Origin of the sequence: Burkholderia sp. AU45388 (genome assembly GCF_030481585.1) — a bacterium.
Classification (GTDB): domain Bacteria; phylum Pseudomonadota; class Gammaproteobacteria; order Burkholderiales; family Burkholderiaceae; genus Burkholderia; species Burkholderia sola.
Genome location: NZ_JAUJPV010000032.1, coordinates 1 through 19,683, shown reverse-complemented (window position 1 = coordinate 19,683; position 19,683 = coordinate 1). Strand labels below are relative to the sequence as shown.

Annotated in this window: 13 protein-coding genes and 1 tRNA gene; 7 read left to right on the top strand and 7 right to left on the bottom strand. The window is 65.7% G+C overall.

Features of this window, described 5'->3' with window-relative positions:
• Positions 1-97: 97 nt before the first annotated feature.
• Positions 98-174 (top strand) — tRNA-Met (locus tag QZM72_RS32985).
• A gap of 99 nt (positions 175-273) precedes the next feature.
• Here the strand turns inward: QZM72_RS32985 and QZM72_RS32980 are convergent.
• A complete protein-coding gene (locus QZM72_RS32980) occupies positions 274-1,077 on the bottom strand; it encodes a hypothetical protein (protein WP_301740198.1) in 804 nt (267 codons plus the stop codon).
• Between QZM72_RS32980 and QZM72_RS32975 the strand changes: the two genes are divergently transcribed.
• The gene (locus QZM72_RS32975; protein WP_301740197.1) at positions 1,061-1,219 is read left to right on the top strand and encodes a hypothetical protein; all 159 of its coding nucleotides are present in this window, start codon (positions 1,061-1,063) and stop codon (positions 1,217-1,219) included. The genes QZM72_RS32980 and QZM72_RS32975 overlap by 17 nt on opposite strands.
• A gap of 153 nt (positions 1,220-1,372) precedes the next feature.
• Here QZM72_RS32975 and QZM72_RS32970 read toward each other — a convergent pair whose 3' ends face one another.
• On the bottom strand, positions 1,373-2,065 hold the full coding sequence (locus QZM72_RS32970; protein WP_301740196.1) for an aspartate/glutamate racemase family protein: 693 nt from the start codon (positions 2,063-2,065) through the stop codon (positions 1,373-1,375).
• A 160-nt stretch (positions 2,066-2,225) separates the two neighbouring features.
• Here QZM72_RS32970 and dinB point away from each other — a divergent pair, with 160 nt between their 5' ends.
• Positions 2,226-3,401, top strand: coding sequence for a DNA polymerase IV (gene dinB / locus QZM72_RS32965; protein ID WP_301740195.1), 1,176 nt, complete (start codon positions 2,226-2,228; stop codon positions 3,399-3,401).
• A gap of 67 nt (positions 3,402-3,468) precedes the next feature.
• On the opposite strand, the gene QZM72_RS32960 is transcribed toward dinB, so the two are convergent.
• The 4 genes from QZM72_RS32960 to fixL form a co-directional block, all read right to left on the bottom strand.
• Entirely contained in the window at positions 3,469-5,556 is a 2,088-nt protein-coding gene (locus QZM72_RS32960) for a M3 family metallopeptidase (RefSeq protein WP_301740194.1), read from the bottom strand.
• Between the two features lie 297 nt (positions 5,557-5,853).
• The gene (gene folD, locus QZM72_RS32955) at positions 5,854-6,714 is read right to left on the bottom strand and encodes a bifunctional methylenetetrahydrofolate dehydrogenase/methenyltetrahydrofolate cyclohydrolase FolD (protein ID WP_089467820.1); all 861 of its coding nucleotides are present in this window, start codon (positions 6,712-6,714) and stop codon (positions 5,854-5,856) included.
• Between the two features lie 247 nt (positions 6,715-6,961).
• On the bottom strand, positions 6,962-7,600 hold the full coding sequence (gene fixJ, locus QZM72_RS32950; RefSeq protein WP_006493245.1) for an oxygen response regulator transcription factor FixJ: 639 nt from the start codon (positions 7,598-7,600) through the stop codon (positions 6,962-6,964).
• On the bottom strand, positions 7,597-10,113 hold the full coding sequence (fixL, locus tag QZM72_RS32945; RefSeq protein ID WP_301740193.1) for an oxygen sensor histidine kinase FixL: 2,517 nt from the start codon (positions 10,111-10,113) through the stop codon (positions 7,597-7,599). The genes fixJ and fixL overlap by 4 nt, the downstream gene beginning before the upstream one ends.
• Before the next feature lie 273 nt (positions 10,114-10,386).
• Between fixL and aceE the strand changes: the two genes are divergently transcribed.
• From aceE to lpdA, 3 genes are all read left to right on the top strand, one after another.
• A complete protein-coding gene (gene aceE, locus QZM72_RS32940) occupies positions 10,387-13,083 on the top strand; it encodes a pyruvate dehydrogenase (acetyl-transferring), homodimeric type (protein ID WP_089467817.1) in 2,697 nt (898 codons plus the stop codon).
• Positions 13,084-13,151: 68 nt separating this feature from the next.
• Positions 13,152-14,795 (top strand): dihydrolipoyllysine-residue acetyltransferase, encoded by a 1,644-nt coding sequence (gene aceF / locus QZM72_RS32935; protein WP_301740192.1) that lies wholly within the window; start codon positions 13,152-13,154, stop codon positions 14,793-14,795.
• A gap of 285 nt (positions 14,796-15,080) precedes the next feature.
• Positions 15,081-16,853, top strand: coding sequence for a dihydrolipoyl dehydrogenase (lpdA, locus tag QZM72_RS32930; protein WP_301740191.1), 1,773 nt, complete (start codon positions 15,081-15,083; stop codon positions 16,851-16,853).
• A gap of 192 nt (positions 16,854-17,045) precedes the next feature.
• Here lpdA and QZM72_RS32925 read toward each other — a convergent pair whose 3' ends face one another.
• On the bottom strand, positions 17,046-17,612 hold the full coding sequence (locus QZM72_RS32925) for a phasin family protein (RefSeq protein WP_089467814.1): 567 nt from the start codon (positions 17,610-17,612) through the stop codon (positions 17,046-17,048).
• A 654-nt stretch (positions 17,613-18,266) separates the two neighbouring features.
• Between QZM72_RS32925 and pbpG the strand changes: the two genes are divergently transcribed.
• Positions 18,267-19,433, top strand: coding sequence for a D-alanyl-D-alanine endopeptidase (pbpG, locus tag QZM72_RS32920; protein WP_089467813.1), 1,167 nt, complete (start codon positions 18,267-18,269; stop codon positions 19,431-19,433).
• The last annotated feature ends 250 nt before the right edge of the window (positions 19,434-19,683 follow it).

Below are 19,683 nucleotides of genomic sequence, written 5' to 3'. Positions count from 1 at the left end.
GGCACGAGTCGCGCATCGCCTCGCGGGCAGCGGACGCAGAAATTATGACAAAAGTATTGACGTGAGTACTTCCTCACCCTATAATTTATTTCTCTGACGCGGGGTGGAGCAGTCTGGCAGCTCGTCGGGCTCATAACCCGAAGGTCACAGGTTCAAATCCTGTCCCCGCAACCAAGCACACTAGGCGATGTGCCGCGCAATTGACCGATGCGCACTTCGTCTACGAAAAACCCGGCTCCGTGCCGGGTTTTTTGTTTTTCGCGTCCGGCTTCGTTATTTCGGTGCGCCGGGGCTCCCCGGCAGGAAGCCGTTCTCGAGCAGATAGGTCGTCGTGTTGACCAGCGTGGCCCGCCCGTTGGGCGTGCCCGACAGCACCGCGCACTTGTCCTTGCCCGTATTCAGCCGGATCGATCGCTCGGCCGTCGGGTAGTCCACATCCTTCAGGTAGAAATGCGGCAGCGACGTCGTGTGGCGCGCGTACGGCACGCATGGGCGTTGCATCGGGTCCTTCGACGCCGCGTTGAACGGCAAGTACTCGTCGAACAGATAAGCCGAGCTCGACAGGCCGCCCCAGTCGGCCGGCACCGCAATGCTGCCCGTCGGCGTCGTGGTGCCGGTGGCGACGTCCGTGATGAAGCCGTCGACGGTGGAGCGCCCGTCGCTGCGATCGGCCTGCTTCACGGTGATCTGCAGCCGATAGGCATGGCCGGTTTTCCACGGGTAAGCGATCGAGCACGACGTTCCGGCACCGCCGTCGGCGCCGCTGCGGCAATTCGCGGACAGCGGCCTCGTACCGGTGCCGAACGCGCTGACGATCACCAGGTTGCTGCCTTGCGTGCGCGGCTGGATGCCGGTGTAGATCGGGTGCCCGCCGTGGTCGGACGACACCTGGTTGGCCCAGTAGTAACTGCGGTTGGCGTTGGTCGGCACGACTTCGGGCGTGATCTCCCACGTCATGCGATCAAAGCCGTCCCTGGGCGTCGAGGCCGCCGATGCGGTGATGTTGGGGTCGGCGTGCGCCGTGAGCGTGGACGAGACGGCGAGCAACGCGCCGAGTGCGATGCTGAGTTTCTTCATCTTCCTGTTTCCTGTTGGTGGAAAAGAGACCGCGACGAGCAGCGTCGAATGGGCGCCGCTGCTCGCGTACCAATTTGCGGTCACTTTATTACCAATGGATAACCAGTCGTGTCGGCGCGCCCGCGCGAACCGCGTCGGGTGATTCGCGGGCCGGGCGCGCCAGGCCCGTGTGGCGGGCGAGAGCACGGAGTCGGGCGCGCGGCGAGGCGCGCCCCGGGAGAATGAATCCCGCGGCGCGGAACAATGCGGCGATGCCATCCGGCGACGGTTGCCGCTGCGCGATGGCGCGCGTCGTTCAGCGCGCGGCCCACTCGACGGCCGCCTTCGCGTGCAGCGCGGTCGTATCGAATACCGGCAGCGGCGAATCGTCCGCGCCGATCAGCAGCGTGATTTCCGTACAGCCGAGGATCACGGCCTGCGCGCCGTGCTTCGCCAGTTCGTCGATGATCGACACATACGTTGCGCGCGAGGCTGCCGAGACGACGCCATGGCACAGCTCGTCGTAGATGATCCGGTGCACGTCGTCGCGCCCGCGTTCGTCCGGCACCATCACGTCGAGCCCGAACTTCCCGCGCAGCCGTTCCGCATAGAACGGCAGCTCCATCGTGTAGCGCGTGCCGAGCAGGGCGACGCGCTCGACGCCCGCGTCGCGCAGCGCGTTGCCGGTCGGGTCGGCGATGTGCAGGAACGGCAGCGTCACCGCGGCTTCGATCGCGTCGTGCACGCGATGCATCGTATTGGTCGTCAGGACGACGAGATCGGCGCCGGCCGCTTCGAGCTGCCGCGCGGCGTCGGCCATCCGTTCGCCGAGCGCGGCCCAGTCGTGCGTGCGCTGCAGCGCTTCGATCTCGGCGAAGTCGACCGTGACCAGCACGCTCTTCGCGTTGTGATGGCCGCCGTGCAATGCCTTCGAGTGCCGGTTGATCATCCGGTAGTACTCCGCCGACGATTCCCAGCTCATGCCGCCGATCAGTCCGATCGTTTTCATCCGTCACCTTTGCGTTTCGTGTACCGCGGCAGACGAGTATAGGCGTCGCTGCCCGCGCCCGGCCGGTACGGTCCGCGCAAACCGGCCCGGTGCGGCGCAGCCGATCTTGGGTGGCCGGGCGGCCGGCTCCGGACAATACGCGGCAGTTGAAACCGGCACTGTGTTTTTGTACAGTATCGGCACCGTGAGCCCGACCACCATTCCGCCTGCCGATCCGCCCCAGCCGCCGCCCGGCGACGCGCTGCCGCGCATGCGCAAGATCATTCACTGCGACTGCGACTGTTTCTACGCATCGGTCGAGATGCGCGACGACCCGTCGCTGCGCAACCGGCCGCTCGCGGTCGGCGGCCGGCCCGACCAGCGCGGCGTGATCGCGACCTGCAACTACGAGGCGCGGCGCTACGGCGTGCATTCGGCGATGTCGTCGGCGCTGGCGATGCGCAAATGTCCGGACCTGCTGATCCTGCCGTCCGCGATGGACAAGTATCGTGCGGCGTCGCGGCAGATCATGGCGATCTATCGCGACTACACGCCCGACGTCGAGCCACTGTCGCTCGACGAGGCGTATCTCGACGTCAGCGGGTCGGAACGCTGCCAGGGCAGTGCGACGCTGATTGCGCGCGAGATCCGCGAGCGGGTGCGCGATACGGTCGGCGTGACCGTATCGGCGGGCGTCGCGCCGAACAAGTTCATCGCGAAGATCGCGTCCGACTGGAACAAGCCCGACGGGCTGTTCGTCGTGCGGCCGCACGAGATCGACGCGTTCGTCGCGGCGCTGCCGGTGCGCAAGCTGCATGGCGTCGGCAAGGTGACGGCCACGCGGCTCGACCGGCTCGGCATCCAGACCTGCGCGCAGTTGCGCGACTGGCCGCTGATCGACCTGCACCGCGAATTCGGCGCGTTCGGGCGCCGGTTGTACGAACTGTCGCGCGGGATCGACGAGCGGCCCGTGCAGGCCGACCAGGAGCGCAAGTCGGTCAGCGTCGAGACGACCTACGTGACCGACCTGACGACGCTCGAGCAATGCGCGGACGAAATCCGCCGCCTCGTCGTGCAACTCGACGCGCGCATCGATCGCGCCGGCGCCGCGCGGTCGATCCGCAAGCTGTACGTGAAGATCCGTTTCGCCGATTTCCAGCGCACGACGGTCGAGTGCGTGGCCGACGCGACGAATGCCGAGACGGCCGTCACGCTGCTCGCGAAGGGGTTGTCGCGGCGCGCGCAGCCGGTGCGGCTGCTCGGCGTCGGCGTGCGCATCGACGAGGACACGGCCGAGCGCCACGGGCAGTTCCTGCTGTTCGACGACGCAGTGGGCGACGACACGCCCGCGCCATGAAAAAAGGCACCGCCGAAGCGGTGCCTGTCGATGCAGCCTGCACGGCCGGAAGGGCCGGGCCGCGCGCTCAGTGCGCGGCCTCGGCCATCCCGTTGTGGCGCAGCAGCGCGTCGATCTGCGGCTCGCGGCCGCGGAACGCCTTGAACGACTCCATTGCCGGACGGCTGCCGCCGACCTCGAGGATTTCTCGGCGATAGCGCGTGCCGGTTGCCGCGTCGAGCACGCTGCCGCCGGTGGCGGCCGCTTCCTCGAACGCCGCGTACGCGTCGGCCGACAGCACCTCGGCCCACTTGTAGCTGTAGTAGCCGGCCGCGTAGCCGCCCGCGAAGATGTGGCTGAACGTGTTCGGCCAGCGCGAGAATGCCGCCTGCGGGATCACGTGATAGCGCTCGTTGATCTCGCGCGCGAACGCGGTCACGCCGGTGGCGCCGGCCGGGTCGAAGTCGACGTGCAGCAGCATGTCGAACATCGAGAACACGATCTGGCGCAGCGTGCCGAGCCCGCTCTGGAAATTCTTCGCGGCGATCATCTTGTCGAACAGCTCGCGCGGCAGCGACGCGCCCGTATCGACGTGCGACGACATCGACGACAGCACGTCCCATTCCCAGCAGAAGTTCTCCATGAACTGCGACGGCAGTTCGACCGCATCCCATTCGACGCCGTTGATGCCCGACACGCCGAGCTCGTCGACGCGCGTGAGCATGTGGTGCAGCCCGTGGCCGAATTCATGGAACAGCGTGATGACCTCGTCGTGCGTGAAGCATGCGGGCTTGCCGCCCACCGGCGCGGAGAAGTTGCAGGTCAGGTACGCGACGGGCGTCTGCACGTCGCTGCCGCGCTTCGCGCGCGAACGCGCGTCGTCCATCCACGCGCCGCCGCGCTTGCCTTCGCGGGCGTACAGGTCGAGATAGAACTGCGCGACGAGCGAGCCGTCGCGGTTCTCGACGCGGAAGAAGCGCACGTCCTTGTGCCACACCGGCGCGTCGTCCGGCTTGATCTTCACGCCGAACAGCGTTTCGGTGACGGTGAACAGGCCCTTCAGCGCGGCCGGTTCCGGGAAGTACTGCTTGACCTCGTTTTCCGAGAACGCGTAGCGCTGCTGGCGGAGCTTCTCGGCCGCGTACGCGACGTCCCACGGCGCGAGTTCGGCGAGGCCGAGCTCCTTCGCGGCGAACGTGCGCAACTCGTCCCAGTCCCTGTCCGCGTGCGGGCGGGCACGTGTCGCGAGATCCTCGAGGAACGCGATCACCTGCTGCGGCGATTCGGCCATCTTCGGCGCGAGCGACACTTCGGCGAAGTTGCGGTAGCCGAGCATCTGCGCCTCTTCGCGGCGCAGCTTCAGTGCGTCGGCGACGATCGCCGTGTTGTCCCATTCGGCCTTGCCGGCCCCGTACTGCGGCCCGAGCTCCGACGCGCGCGTCGCATAGGCACGGTAGAGCGTTTCGCGCAGCGCGCGGTTGTCCGCGTACTGCAGTACCGGGAAGTACGACGGGAAATGCAGCGTGAATTTCCAGCCTTCCTTGCCGTCCTTCTGCGCGGCTTCGCGGGCGGCCTCGGTCGCGTCGCCGGGCAGGCCGGCGAGCTCGGCTTCGTCCTTCGCGAAGTACGCGTACGCATTGGTCGCGTCGAGCACGTGATCGGAGAATGCCTTCGACAGCGCGGCCTGCTGTTCCTGCAATTCCGCGAAGCGCGGCTTCTGGTCCTCGGGCAGTTCGGCGCCCGACAGGCGGAAGTCGCGCAGCGCATTGTCGAGGATCTTCTTGCGCTCGGCGGACAGCGTCGCGTATTCGGTGCTCGCGGCGATCGCCTTGTACTTTTCGTACAGCGCGAGATTCTGGCCGACGCTCGACCAGAACTCGGTCACGCGCGGCAGGTTTTCACCGTAGGCGGCGCGCAGTTCGGGCGTGTCGGCGACCGCATTCAGGTGGCCGACGATGCCCCACGCGCGGCCGAGCGGCTCCGTGGCCCGCTCGACCGTCTCGACGACGGCGGCCCAGGTCGACGGCGTCTCGCTCGCGCTCGCCGTTTCGACCGCACGGCCGGCGGCATCGAGCAGCGTATCGAGCGCGGGCGTCACGTGTTCCGGGCGGATCTCTCCGAAACGGGGCAGGCCGGAGAAGTCGAGGAGCGGATTGGGGTTGGCGCTGGCGGACATTAAGACTCCCTGTCTGTTGCCGGATGAACCGGGGTGAAAAGGGTGAGGCGCGATGAGGCGGCGCCCGATACCGACATTATTGGGGCGCATCGTGCGCTTTCCAATCGTTAGTTTCTAATGACGCGATTGACGCAGGGTCGGATGCGGGTGGCCGACGAGGCGCGGCCGGCAAGGAGTGGCCGGCGAGGCGCGGCCGGCGAGGCGCGTCCCGCGCGCCGGCAGGCGCGATGCAGCCGCGCGATGGCGGCTGGCGAGGCGCCGGCGCGCGCAACCGCCGCCGGCCGGGCAAATGCAGCGTCAGGCTGCGGCGGCCGCCGCGCGTTCGGCGGATTCGATCGTGTTGATCAGCAGCATCGTGATCGTCATCGGGCCGACGCCGCCCGGCACCGGCGTGATGTAGCCGGCGACTTCCTTCACGCCCGCGAAATCGACGTCGCCGCACAGCTTGCCCGCGTCATCGCGGTTCATGCCGACGTCGATCACCGTCGCGCCCGGCTTCACCATGTCGGCGGTCAGGATGTTGCGCTTGCCGACCGCGGCGACCACGATGTCGGCCTGGCGCGTATGCGCGGCGAGGTCGCGCGTCTTGCTGTGGCAGATCGTCACGGTCGCGCCGGCGTCGAGCAGCATCATCGCCATCGGCTTGCCGACGATGTTCGAGCGGCCGATCACCACCGCATTCGCGCCTTGCAGCGCGATGCCGTGCGCTTCGAACATCTTCATCACGCCGTACGGCGTGCACGGACGGAACAGCGGCTTGCCGGTCATCAGCGCGCCCGCGTTCGCGACGTGAAAGCCGTCGACGTCCTTCTCCGGCGCGATCGCCTCGATCACCTTGTGGCTGTCGATATGCGCGGGCAGCGGCAACTGGACGAGGATGCCGTGGATCTTCGGGTCGCGGTTCAGTTCGTCGATGCGCGCGAGCAGGTCGGCTTCCGACAGCGTGGCCGGGTACGCATCCTTCTGCGAGAAGAAGCCGTTGTCCTCGCATGCCTTGATCTTGTTGCGCACGTAGACTTCGCTCGCCGGGTTCGCGCCGACGAGGATCACCGCGAGACCGGGCTGGTGGCCGCGGGCGGTCAGCGCGGCGGCGCGTTCGGCGGCCTGGGCGCGCAAGGTCTTCGAAAGGGCGTTGCCGTCGATGAGGAGGGCTGTCATGGTGGTGGGTCCTGCCGGGAAGTTGGAATGCGGGCGTACGGCGCTCGAAGCGCCGTAGCAAAGCACGTAATTATACCGTTCGCCTGCCGCCGTCCGACAGCGAATCAACGGGAAGCGTCATGGCCGCGGCGCGCGTGCGCCGGGAGGAACGGCCGCCGCCGCGCGAGTGGGCCGCATCGCGCGGGGCGGCAAATACCGGTTGCGGGCCGGCCGGGGCGGGCCGTGCCGCCCCGGCCGGAGAACCCGATCAGGCCTGCTTCTTCGACAGCGCGAGGCGCAGCAGGTCGGCCACCGTGTTGACGTTGAGCTTTTCCATGATGTTCGCGCGGTGTGCCTCGACCGTCTTGATGCTGATGCCGAGGTCGTCGGCGATCTGCTTGTTCAGGCGGCCCGCGATGATCCGTTCGAGCACCTGCTGCTCGCGCGCGGTCAGCTTCGACAGGCGTTCGCTCGCGGCACGCTGCTCCTGGACGCTCTTGCTTTCGCTTCGGGCCTTGTCGAGCATCCGCTCGACGAGCTTGCGCAGCTCGGCTTCGTCGAACGGTTTCTCGATAAAGTCCATCGCACCCTTTTTCATCGTCGACACGGCCATCGGCACGTCGCCGTGGCCCGTGACGAAGATGATCGGCAGCGCGGCATTGTCGGCGATCAGGCGTTCCTGCAATTCGAGGCCGCTCATGCCGGACATCCGCACGTCGAGGATCAGGCACGCGATCTGGCCGGCCTGCTGCGCCGGCTGATACGCATCGAGGAACTGCTCGGCGCTCGAGAAGCATTGCACGCGATAGCCGTTCGCCTCCAGCAGCCAGCGCAGCGAGTCCCGTACGGCCTCGTCGTCGTCGACGACAAAGACGGTTTCCTGAGTGGTGGTGACAGGGCTATTCATAGTTCTCCCGTAACGGTATGTGATGCCGATGCCTCGCGCCCCCCTTGGCCGAGATCAGCGGGTTCCCCAATGGGCAGGCTGCAGTGGAACGTCGCGCCGGAAATGCGGCCATCCGGCTCGACGTTGTTGACCACCCACAGACGCCCCCGATGCGATTCGATGATCGAACGGCAGATGTTCAGCCCCATGCCCATGCCATCGGACTTGGTGCTGTAAAACGGTTCGAACAGGCGCTCGGCGGTCGCTTCGTCGACGCCCGGGCCCTGGTCGATCACACGGATGTCGACGAAGCCGGCGTCGATGTCGGCGACGACGCGGATCACGCCGTCCACCGACGCGGGTTTCACGTCGGCCATCGCCTCGGCTGCGTTTTTCATCAGGTTCACGAGCACCTGCTCGATCAACACGGGGTCGACATAAATAATAGGCATTCTTGCGAGGATTTCCGTGACGATCCGGATCCTGCGCTTCCTGGCCTCGATTTCGGCGAGCCCGACCGCGTCGGCGACGATGTCCGCGACCCGCGCCGGCTGGCGCTTCGGCTCGCTGCGCTTTACGAATTCGCGGATCCGCTTGACGATCATCCCCGCGCGCAGCGCCTGCTGCGCGGTCTTTTCCAGCGCGGGCTGGAGCGTCTCCGGCGTGCCGCGGCCGCTCTTCACGAGCGCGAGCGTTCCAGAACAGTAGTTGTTGATCGCGGCGAGCGGCTGATTCAATTCGTGAGCAATCGACGACGCCATTTCGCCCATCGTCATCAATCGGCTCGTGAACTGCAGCTTTTCTTCCTGCTGGTGCGCAAGTTCCTGCGCCTTCTTGCGGGTCGTGATGTCGGTCGCGATCTGCATCTGCGCGAGGTGGCCGTCCACCCACTGGATGTACTGACGACGCACCTCGAACCACTTCTGAATGCTCTCGACGTACACTTCCTGCGCGTCCGCCGTGCTGCTCGTCAGCGCGGCGGCGGGCAGGCCCGCGAACGCGTCGACCATGTCGATCGAGTCGGACGACGCCTGCGCGCGGTCGAAGCCGCCGCCGGACAACTCCAGATGGCCGTCCGGGCGAATGCCGAACAGGTGGCGGTAGTAGCGGTTCGCGAACAGCAGCTCGGCTTCGTCGGCGGCGAGCACCGACACCGCGGCGTCGAGGCTTTCGAGCACCGTCGTGAAGCGTTCGTGCGCGGCCGCGAGTTCTTCCCGCGCGCGCTTCGGCTCGGTGATGTCGGTCATCGACGACATCCAGCCCGTCTGGCGGCCCGAACTGTCGATCAGCGGCGACACGTACAGGCGTGCATGGAACAGCGTGCCGTTCTTGCGCCGCACGCGCAGCTCGAAGCCCGAGCTCGGCGCCTTGCCGCGCAGCGTCATGTCGAGCTGGCGCTGCATTTCGGGGTACGCGTCGCGCGGCCAGTACGGGAACGGCGCGACCTTGCCGACCAGATCGGTCTCGTCCCAGCCGGTCATCCGGCAGAACGCGGGGTTCACGTGCGTGATGCGGCCGTGCATGTCGAGCACGCGCATGCCGATCAGCACCGAGTTTTCCATCGCGCGGCGGAAGAACGCTTCCGCGTACAGCGCCTGCTGCGCCTCGAAGCGCTGGCGGGTGTGCTTCCACAGGCTCCAGAGGCTCCACAGCACGAAGCACGACAGGCCGGCGACGAGCCACACGAGCGTGTTGTTGGTCAGGTTCGTGAGTTGCGGGAACGCATACACGCGCACCGTCAGCCCGTGGCCGGGCGGGTCGAGCGGAAGATCGTAGTGCGAGTCGCGCGGCAGGCGCGGGCGCGTCGACGTGGACGACAGTTCCCGGTTGTTCGAATCGGTGATCGAGATCTTGTACTTCGACGACAGTTCCTGCGGAATGTCGTGCTTCAGGATGCCCTCGACCGAAAACACCGCGGCGAGCGAGCCGAGATATTCGCGGTCGCCGCGCATCACGGGCGTCTGCAACGTGATGAAGCCGTTGCCGAACTCGTCGTAGATCAGCGGCGAATAGGCCTGGCGGCGCGTGGTGCGCGCCTCGTCGTACGCGCCGCGCACGGCGTCCTGCATCTGCGCGTCGCCGGGCTTCGCGAGCCGCTGGCCGAGCAGCGGCGGATGCACGGTCGGCCAGCGCTGCACGCCCGGCGCCGTGTACCAGTTCAGGTAGAGGATTTCCGGATGCGTCTGCATCACGTCCGCGACGGCCATCTGGAACGCGTTCTGGTCGAGGCGGCCGGATGCGAGGTCGCGCGACAGCGCCTGCAACTGTTCCTGCGCGCCCGTCATCGACAGGCGGATCTGCTGCTGGGCCCACGCGACGTTGCGAAACAGGGTGTCTTCCTGCTGCTGCTGTTCGCGCCGGTTGAGGCTCCACAGGATGAGGCTCATCACGACGAGGAACACCAGGATCGACAGCAGCGGCGTCAGCAAATAGGAATTGGACCACCACGGTCCGTGGTGCCAACGAGACGGCTGCGACTCCGCCGGCGGGCCCGGCGGTCGCGCCGAGCGTGCGAAAAGCCGATCGGTCAACATGGCAGGATTGTAGCGCAGCGCAATACATGGAAAACCGATGCCGGATATGTTGAACGGAAACGGTTTTGTTCCGACGAGACGGGCCGCGGAGCCCCGGAATATGGGTGCAGCGCAGCAATATTTCGCATGACGAGAAAAGATCTCATAATTCGAAAATTGTGTTGCGCGCGGCCGTCCACGCTCATTACAATCCGTCGGAGCTTGCCCGCAGCCGGTCGCGCCGCGTCGTCTGCACGAGAGCGATCCTCACATTCCAGGACCCAGGAGACGAGAATGTCCGCTGTACCGAACGAAGTGATGAAGTATGTCGCCGCCGAACGTGACGACGACCCGCAAGAAACCGTCGAGTGGCTGGAGTCGCTCGATGGCGTGATCTCCTCCGTGGGCACCGGCCGTGCGCATTACCTGATCGAAAAGCAGATCGAATTCGCCCGCATGCACGGCGAGCACCTGCCGTTTTCCGCCAATACCCCGTACATCAACACGATTCCGCTCGAAGCCCAGGCGAAGATCCCGGGCGACCAGGACATCGAGCACCGCATCCGCTCGTACACGCGCTGGAACGCGCTGGCGATGGTGCTGCGTGCAGGCAAGGACACGAACGTCGGCGGCCACATCGCATCGTTCGCGTCGGCCGCGACGCTCTACGACGTCGGCTACAACCATTTCTGGCACGCGGCGTCCGACCAGCACGGCGGCGATCTCGTGTTCGTGCAGGGCCACTCGTCGCCGGGCGTGTACTCGCGCGCGTTCCTGCTCGGCCGCCTGAAGGAAGAGCAGCTCGACAACTTCCGCCAGGAAGTCGACGGCAAGGGCATTTCGTCGTACCCGCACCCGTGGCTGATGCCGGATTTCTGGCAATTCCCGACCGTGTCGATGGGTCTGGGCCCGATCATGGCGATCTACCAGGCGCGCTTCATGAAGTACCTGGAGTCGCGCGGCATCGCGAAGACGGAAGGCCGCAAGGTATGGGCGTTCCTCGGCGACGGCGAGACGGACGAGCCGGAATCGCTCGGCGCGATCGGCATGGCGAGCCGCGAGAAGCTCGACAACCTCGTGTTCGTGATCAACTGCAACCTGCAGCGTCTCGATGGCCCGGTGCGCGGCAACGGCAAGATCATCCAGGAACTCGAATCGGAATTCCGCGGCGCCGGCTGGAACGTGATCAAGGTCATCTGGGGCAGCCGCTGGGATGCGCTGTTCGCGCGCGACAAGTCGGGCGCGCTGATGCGCCGGATGATGGAATGCGTCGACGGCGAATACCAGACGTACAAGTCGGAGTCGGGCGCGTACGTTCGCGAACACTTCTTCAACTCGCCTGAACTGAAGGCGCTCGTCGCCGACTGGTCGGACGACGACATCTGGGCGCTGAACCGCGGCGGCCACGATCCGCACAAGATCTACGCGGCGTTCCACGAAGCCACGAACACGAAGGGCGCGCCGACCGTCATTCTCGCGAAGACCATCAAGGGCTACGGGATGGGCGAGTCGGGCCAGGCGATGAACATCACGCACCAGCAGAAGAAGCTGCCGGTCGAGCAACTGAAGAAGTTCCGTGACCAGTTCCGCCTGCCGATCACAGACGAGCAGATCGCCGACGTGCCGTACCTGAAGTTCGACGAAGGCTCGAAGGAACTCGAATACATGCGCCAGAAGCGCATGGACCTCGGCGGCTACCTGCCGCATCGCCGCGAAAAGGCGACGTCGCTGCCGGTGCCGGCGCTCGACGCGTTCGAGCCGCTGTTGAAGGGCACGGGCGAAGGCCGCGAGATCTCGACGACGATGGCGTTCGTGCGGATCCTGAACATCCTGCTGAAGGACAAGGCGCTCGGCAAGCGCGTCGTGCCGATCGTCCCGGACGAATCGCGCACGTTCGGCATGGAAGGGCTGTTCCGTCAGATCGGCATCTGGAACCAGGAAGGCCAGAAGTACGTGCCGGAAGATTCCGACCAGCTGATGTTCTACAAGGAATCGCAGACCGGCCAGATCCTGCAGGAAGGCATCAACGAAGCGGGCGGCATGTGCGACTGGATCGCGGCGGCGACGTCGTATTCGACGCACGGCGAGATCATGGTGCCGTTCTACATCTTCTATTCGATGTTCGGCTTCCAGCGGATCGGCGACCTGGCATGGGCCGCGGGCGACATGCGTTCGCGCGGCTTCCTGCTGGGCGGCACCGCGGGCCGCACGACGCTGAACGGCGAAGGCCTGCAGCACGAAGACGGCCACTCGCTGCTGTGGGCGGCATCGGTGCCGAACTGCGTGAGCTACGACCCGACGTTCGGCTACGAACTCGCGGTGATCATCCAGGACGGCCTGCGCCGCATGGTGCAGGACCAGGAAGACGTGTACTACTACATCACGGTGATGAACGAGAACTACGAGCACCCGGCGATTCCGCAGGGCGAGCACGTGGCGGCCGACATCATCAAGGGCATGTACGCGTTCAGGAAGGCCGACGCCGACAAGAAGGCGCCGCGCGTCCAGCTGCTCGGCGCGGGCACGATCTTCAACGAAGTGATCGCCGCCGCCGACCTGCTCAAGAACGACTGGGGCGTCGCCGCCGATCTGTGGAGCGTGCCGAGCTTCACCGAACTCGCGCGCGAAGGCCATCAGGTCGAGCGCTGGAACCTGCTCCATCCGACCGAGGAGCGTCGCCTGTCGCACGTGCAGAAGTGCCTGAAGGACACGCAGGGCCCGGTCATCGCATCGACCGACTACGTCCGTGCGCTGGTCGACCAGATCCGCGGCCAGATCGATCGCCGCTTCGTCGTGCTGGGCACCGACGGCTTCGGCCGTTCGGACACCCGCGAGAAGCTGCGTCACTTCTTCGAAGTCGACCGTCACTGGGTCACCGTCGCCGCGCTCAACGCGCTGGCCGACGAAGGCACGATCGAGCGCAAGGTGGTCGCGGACGCGATCGCCAAGTACAACCTCGATCCGTCCAAGCCCAACCCGATGACCGTTTAACGCACACGCCGTGTGATGCCGCGCGCCGCTCCGGCGAGGAGCGCGCGCGGCCATGGAGACAGAAACAGATGAGTCAAGCGATCGAAGTGAAGGTGCCGGATATCGGCGATTACAAGGACGTGCCGGTCATCGAGATCGGCGTGAAGGTCGGCGATACGGTCGAGCCCGAGCAGTCGCTCGTCACGCTCGAGTCGGACAAGGCGACGATGGACGTCCCGAGCCCGGTGGGCGGCGTCGTGAAGGAAATCAAGGTCAAGGTCGGCGATTCCGTGTCGGAAGGCTCGCTGATCGTCCTGCTCGAAAGCGGCGCAGGCGCGCAGGCGAACGGCGCGGCCGCGCCGGCAGCCGCTCCGGCCCCGGCAGCAGCGCCGGCCCCGGCCGCCGCCGCGTCCGCTGCCGCACCGGCAGCATCCGGCGGCACGCTCGAAGTGAAGGTGCCCGACATCGGCGACTACAAGGACGTCCCGGTGATCGAGATCGGCGTGAAGGTCGGCGACACGGTCGAGAAGGAACAGTCGCTCGTCACGCTCGAGTCGGACAAGGCGACGATGGACGTGCCGAGCCCGGCCGCCGGCGTCGTGAAGGACATCAAGGTCAAGGTGGGCGATTCGGTGTCGGAAGGCACGCTGATCGTGCTGCTCGAAGCCGCCGGCGCATCGGCTGCCGCCGCACCGCAGGCCAGCACACCGGCTCCGGCCGCTGCCGCGCCGGCGCCCGCCGCCGCACCGGCACCCGCGAAGGCTGCGCCGGCGCCGGCTGCCGCGGCGCCGGCCGCCGCACCGTCGGGCGAATATCGCGCGAGCCACGCATCGCCGTCGGTCCGCAAGTTCGCACGTGAACTCGGCGTCGATGTCGCGCGCGTGCAGGGCTCGGGTCCGAAGGGCCGCATCACGAAGGAAGACATCACGGGCTTCGTGAAGGGCGTGATGACGGGCCAGCGCGCGGCGCCGGCCGCGGCAGCCGCGCCGGCAGGCGGCGAGCTGAACCTGCTGCCCTGGCCGAAGGTCGATTTCTCGAAGTTCGGCCCGTTCGAGGCGAAGCCGCTGTCGCGCATCAAGAAGATCTCGGGCGCGAACTTGCATCGCAACTGGGTGATGATCCCGCACGTCACGAACAACGACGAAGCGGACATCACCGAGCTCGAAGCGCTGCGCGTGCAGCTGAACAAGGAACACGAAAAGGCGGGCGTGAAGTTCACGATGCTCGCGTTCGTGATCAAGGCGGTCGTCGCCGCGCTGAAGAAATTCCCGACCTTCAACGCGAGCCTCGACGGCGACAACCTCGTGTTCAAGCAGTACTTCCACGTCGGTTTCGCGGCCGATACGCCGAACGGCCTCGTCGTGCCGGTGATCCGCGATGCGGACAAGAAGGGCCTCGTCGACATCGCGAAGGAAATGAGCGACCTGTCGAAGGCCGCGCGCGAAGGCAAGCTGAAGCCGGACCAGATGCAGGGCGGCTGCTTCTCGATCTCGTCGCTCGGCGGGATCGGCGGGACGAACTTCACGCCGATCATCAACGCGCCGGAAGTGGCGATCCTCGGGTTGTCGCGCGGCCAGATGAAGCCGGTGTGGGACGGCAAGCAGTTCGTGCCGCGGCTCATGCTGCCGCTGTCGCTGTCGTATGACCATCGTGTCATCGATGGCGCGGAAGCCGCGCGGTTCAATGCGTATCTCGGAGCGTTGCTCGGGGATTTCCGTCGCATCATTCTTTGATGAGCGGGGTGGGGCTCGCGGGGGTGTGGGTTTGTGTTCGGTTTTTGTCCACGCCTTTTCGTTGAACCTGTTGCGCTAACGGTCTATTAGCGTCGCCCCTGCGCGGGGCGGCGGTCACTTTTCTTTGTCTTCCAAAGAAAAGTAACCAAAAGAAAGGCGCGTCCTTGGGCGGACGGCAAAGGTGGTCCTGCCCAGGTTCGCTGCTTTTGTCAGGCCGTAGCCGTAGTCAGGTTCTCTCGCGGGTTCCTCCCCCTCTGTCTGCAGTCAATCAAGAAGGGGACAGTCATGAGTCTCATCGAAGTCAAGGTTCCGGATATCGGCGATTTCAGCGGCGTCGATGTCATCGAAGTCAACGTCAAACCCGGCGACGTGATCGAAAAAGAGCAAACGCTCATCACGCTCGAATCCGATAAAGCCTCCATGGAAGTGCCCAGCGACGTCGCCGGCACCGTCAAGGAAGTCAAGGTCAAAGCCGGCGAGAAAGTCTCGCAAGGCACCGTCATCGCCCTCGTCGAAGCCTCGGCAGGCGCCGCCGCGCCCGCACCCGCGAAAGCGCCCGAAGCGCCGACGCCCGCAGCCGCCGCACCGGCTCCGGCCGCAGCCGCGCCGGCGCCCGCGCCGCAAGCCGGCAGCTACAGCGGCGCCGCCGACATCGAGTGCGACATGCTCGTGCTCGGCGCTGGCCCCGGCGGCTACTCGGCCGCGTTCCGCGCCGCCGACCTCGGCATGAAGACCGTGCTCGTCGAACGTTACTCGACGCTCGGCGGCGTGTGCCTGAACGTCGGCTGCATCCCGTCGAAGGCGCTGCTGCATACGTCGCTCGTCGTCGAGGAAGCCGCGGCGCTCGCGTCGCACGGCATCACGTTCGGCAAGCCGCAAGTCGATCTCGACAAGTTGCGCGACTTCAAGGGCGGCGTCGTCAAGAAACTGACGACGGGCCTCGCCGGCATGGCGAAGGCGCGCAAGGTCGAAGTGGTCACCGGCGTCGGCGCGTTCGTCGATCCGTTCCACATGGAAGTGCAGGGCGAAAACGGCAAGAAGGTCGTCAAGTTCAAGCAGGCGATCATCGCCGCGGGCTCGCAGGCCGTGAAGCTGCCGTTCATGCCGGAAGACCCGCGCGTCGTCGATTCGACGGGCGCGCTCGAACTGCGCCAGTTGCCCAAGCGCATGCTGGTGATCGGCGGCGGCATCATCGGCCTCGAAATGGCGACGGTCTACTCGACGCTCGGCGCCGAGATCGACGTCGTCGAAATGATGGACGGCCTGATGATGGGCGCCGATCGCGATCTCGTGAAGGTCTGGGAAAAGTACAACGCGAAGCGCTTCGGCAACGTGATGCTGAAGACCAAGACGGTCGGCGCGGAAGCGAAGGAAGACGGCATCTACGTGAAGTTCGAGGGCGAGAAGGCGCCGGCGGAAGCGCAGCGCTACGACCTCGTGCTCGTCGCGGTGGGCCGCAGCCCGAACGGCAAGAAGATCGGTGCCGACAAGGCCGGCGTCGCGGTCACGGATCGCGGCTTCATCGACGTCGACAAGCAGATGCGCACGAACGTGCCGCACATCTTCGCGATCGGCGATATCGTCGGCCAGCCGATGCTCGCGCACAAGGCCGTGCATGAAGGCCACGTCGCCGCGGAAGCCGCGCACGGCGAAAAGGCGTACTTCGACGCACTGCAGATCCCGTCGGTGGCCTACACCGATCCGGAAGTGGCATGGGCCGGCAAGACCGAAGACCAGTGCAAGGCCGAAGGCATCAAGTACGGCAAGGCCGTGTTCCCGTGGGCCGCTTCGGGCCGCGCGATCGCGAACGGCCGCGACGAAGGCTTCACGAAGCTGATCTTCGACGAGGAAACTCATCGCGTGATCGGCGGTGCGATCGTCGGCCTGAACGCGGGCGACCTGATCAGCGAAGTGTGTCTCGCGGTCGAGATGGGCGCGGACGCGGAGGACATCGGCAAGACGATCCACCCGCACCCGACGCTTGGCGAATCGGTCGGCATGGCCGCCGAGCTGTATGAAGGCGTCTGTACGGACCTGCCGCCGCAACGCAAGAAGTAACGCGATCGGCACAGCCGGCCACGCGCCGGCCACGAAAAACGCCGCCGCCCGGGCAAACCGGGCGGCGGCGTTTTGTTTTGCCTGGCGTACGACAGGGGCGATCGTGACGGGCCCGTTTGTCACCCGTGCCTGTGCCGGCACCAGAAACGAAAAAGCCGCGCTGGGCGCGGCTCTTTCAGGAGCAGGGGACGCTTACGCGGCCGGCTTGCTCGAACGACGTGCGGCGGCGGCGGTTGCAGCCTTCGTTGCGACGGCAGCAGCGGCGTTGAAGTTCGTTTCAGCGATTTCCACCGCTTGCTTCGTGGCCTTCTGAACCGTTTCGTACGTGGTGTTCGCTGCGTTCAGCGCCGACTTCAGTGCGGCGACAGCCGTTTCCGAACCGGCCGGGGCGTTCTTCGCGACGTTGTCGACGAGTGCCTGGACCTTCTTGTTCTGCTCGTCGAATTGCGCTTCGGCGACCTTCGCGAACTCGGCTTGCGTCGACGATGCGATTTCGTACAGGTGACGGCCGTACGACAGCACCTTTTCCGCGACCGGCTGCGACAGGCTCGCTTGCAGCGCGATCAGTTCCTGCGCGTCCTTCACCGACAGCAGACGCTGCGCGTTTTCCTGGCTCTCGGTCAGCGTCGACTTCACGACTTGCAGGTTGAGTTCGATCAGCTTTTCGACGCCTTCGAACGCCTTGGTCGTCAGACCGAAGAGGCTTTCGAGATTGGCTTTTTGGGCGGCGGCGATTTGCTCGGGGGTCAGCAAGGACATGTCAGGCTCCTGAAAAGCGATCGCGTCGATCGCAAGATAAAGGGCACTACGCAGGGGAACTTCGGCGCCGCGTGCTTTGTGCAACGCAGCAATGAGGCCTATTTTAGGGCAGAGAACGCGGATGTCAAGCATTTTTTGTGCGTTGCACAATCGCGACAAATTATCGATAAAACAACGAGTTATCGCACCCGTTAGGAATCGGTTTCAGGCGCGTTCCCACATGGTGCGCACGGTACCGGGGCAAACGCGCCGCACCATGATCACGCACAGGTAAACCTGACAGGCCCTTGGAACGTTATCCTTTTGTTCCTGTCGAAAAACGCGCCGTTTGGATGCGCGTGCCGTGGTGACGTGCTGCCGCCACGGTCGAGACCGGCCCCTTGGGCACGCCGAGCACCGGATACGTACTTTCCCCGCTTTAAATTGCCTCCGAAGTGACGTTATCTCAATTAACCGCGTGGTAATCGGGAGACGGGCGCTGTCGGGCAGTGCGTCCCATCGATTTTTTCGATGGGAACGGAAGGGTCGATTGGCCGGAGGTTGGCCGACTCTTACATTCCGGTTTAAAGACGATCGGTAAGTGCCTAATATTGCTCTTTTTTTCAGCTTTAACTACACTTGCGGAAACCTCCCGCCCGCTTTGTCCAGACCCCAATGAAAGCCGAATCGTTTTCACCGCGCAGATTGTTGCAGAGCATGACGCTCGGCACCGCTGTGTCGGTCGCAGTCGCGTTGCTGGCGACCACCGCGTCCGTCACGCCTGCTGACGCCTTCGCCGCCACTGCGAAGACCCACGCCGCCAAGAAAAAGGCCGTCGCTCCTGCTTCGTCAGCGAAGAAGAAGTCGGCCAGGGCGACCTCCGACAAATCCGCCAAGGTCGCCGAGGCCGATGCGCCGCGCGCGAAAGCGTCGCGCAAGCGCGTGACGCTCGCGGCGAACAACCTGCGTGGCGGCCATCGCGGCGCGGTGCGCAAGGTCGCGTTCCAGCCGCGCCGTCCGACGGTCGGCCAGGCGTTCGGCCTGCACGATACGCCCGATGCACTCGCGCTGCGCTCGAGCGTCGCGTACGTCGTCGACCAGAATTCCGGCGAGCCGCTGTTCGACAAGAATTCGCACGCGGTCGTGCCGATCGCGTCGATCTCGAAGCTGATGACGGCCATGGTCGTGCTCGACTCGAAGTCGCCGATGACCGACCAGATCGAAGTCACCGACGAAGACCGCGACTACGAGAAGGGCACGGGCTCGCGCCTGTCGGTCGGCTCGGTGCTGTCGCGCGAGGACATGCTGCACATCGCGCTGATGGCGTCGGAAAACCGCGCGGCCGCCGCGCTGTCGCGTTACTACCCGGGCGGCCGTCCGGCGTTCATCGCGGCGATGAACGCGAAGGCGAAGTCGCTCGGCATGACCGATACGCATTTCGAGAATTCGACCGGCCTGTCGAGCTCGAACGTGTCGAGCGCGCGCGATCTCGTGAAGATGGTCAATGCGGCGTACCAGTACCCGATGATTCGCCAGTTCTCGACCGATCGCACCTATGAGGTATACACGGGCAAGCGCAACCTGGTCTACAACAGCACCAACGCGCTGATCCGCGGCAACGGCTCGTGGGACATCGGCCTGCAGAAGACGGGCTTCATCAACGAGGCGGGCGAATGCCTCGTGATGCAGGCGACGATTCACGGCCGGCCGATGGTGATGGTGCTGCTCGATTCGTTCGGCAAGTACTCGCGTTTCGCCGACGCCTCGCGCCTGCGCAACTGGCTCGATGCCGGCGGCGGCGAGCGCCTGACGGCGGCCAACACGCCGAGCGGCGGTACCTGATCGCATGCGGCGGTTCGCCGCCGTATCGGACCGGTCGCCGCAACGAAAAAGCCCCGCAATCGCGGTAATGCCGTTCAGTTAAGGTTCTTTTTAAGGACGCGGACGGCATAGCGTTTTGGCACGGCCTTCACGGCCCGCTCGAATTTTCGAGCGGGCCGTTCTTCTTTGAGTAGCGCGACCAGACGTAGTCGCAGTCGTTGCAGCAGGGCTGGGAGTTTGCCCTGCGCACGGGTAACCGCGGCCCAGTGCA

Excerpts from the sequence above, each read along its gene's own strand:
- QZM72_RS32970 (WP_301740196.1), bottom strand. The coding sequence starts at position 2,065 with ATGAAAACGATCGGACTGATCGGCGGCATGAGCTGGGAATCGTCGGCG.
- fixL (WP_301740193.1), bottom strand. The coding sequence starts at position 10,113 with ATGTTGACCGATCGGCTTTTCGCACGCTCGGCGCGACCGCCGGGCCCG.
- QZM72_RS32980 (WP_301740198.1), bottom strand. The coding sequence starts at position 1,077 with ATGAAGAAACTCAGCATCGCACTCGGCGCGTTGCTCGCCGTCTCGTCC.
- QZM72_RS32960 (WP_301740194.1), bottom strand. The coding sequence starts at position 5,556 with ATGTCCGCCAGCGCCAACCCCAATCCGCTCCTCGACTTCTCCGGCCTG.
- fixJ (WP_006493245.1), bottom strand. The coding sequence starts at position 7,600 with ATGAATAGCCCTGTCACCACCACTCAGGAAACCGTCTTTGTCGTCGAC.
- QZM72_RS32925 (WP_089467814.1), bottom strand. The coding sequence starts at position 17,612 with ATGTCCTTGCTGACCCCCGAGCAAATCGCCGCCGCCCAAAAAGCCAAT.
- folD (WP_089467820.1), bottom strand. The coding sequence starts at position 6,714 with ATGACAGCCCTCCTCATCGACGGCAACGCCCTTTCGAAGACCTTGCGC.
- aceE (WP_089467817.1), top strand. The coding sequence starts at position 10,387 with ATGTCCGCTGTACCGAACGAAGTGATGAAGTATGTCGCCGCCGAACGT.
- QZM72_RS32975 (WP_301740197.1), top strand. The coding sequence starts at position 1,061 with ATGCTGAGTTTCTTCATCTTCCTGTTTCCTGTTGGTGGAAAAGAGACC.
- aceF (WP_301740192.1), top strand. The coding sequence starts at position 13,152 with ATGAGTCAAGCGATCGAAGTGAAGGTGCCGGATATCGGCGATTACAAG.
- pbpG (WP_089467813.1), top strand. The coding sequence starts at position 18,267 with ATGAAAGCCGAATCGTTTTCACCGCGCAGATTGTTGCAGAGCATGACG.
- lpdA (WP_301740191.1), top strand. The coding sequence starts at position 15,081 with ATGAGTCTCATCGAAGTCAAGGTTCCGGATATCGGCGATTTCAGCGGC.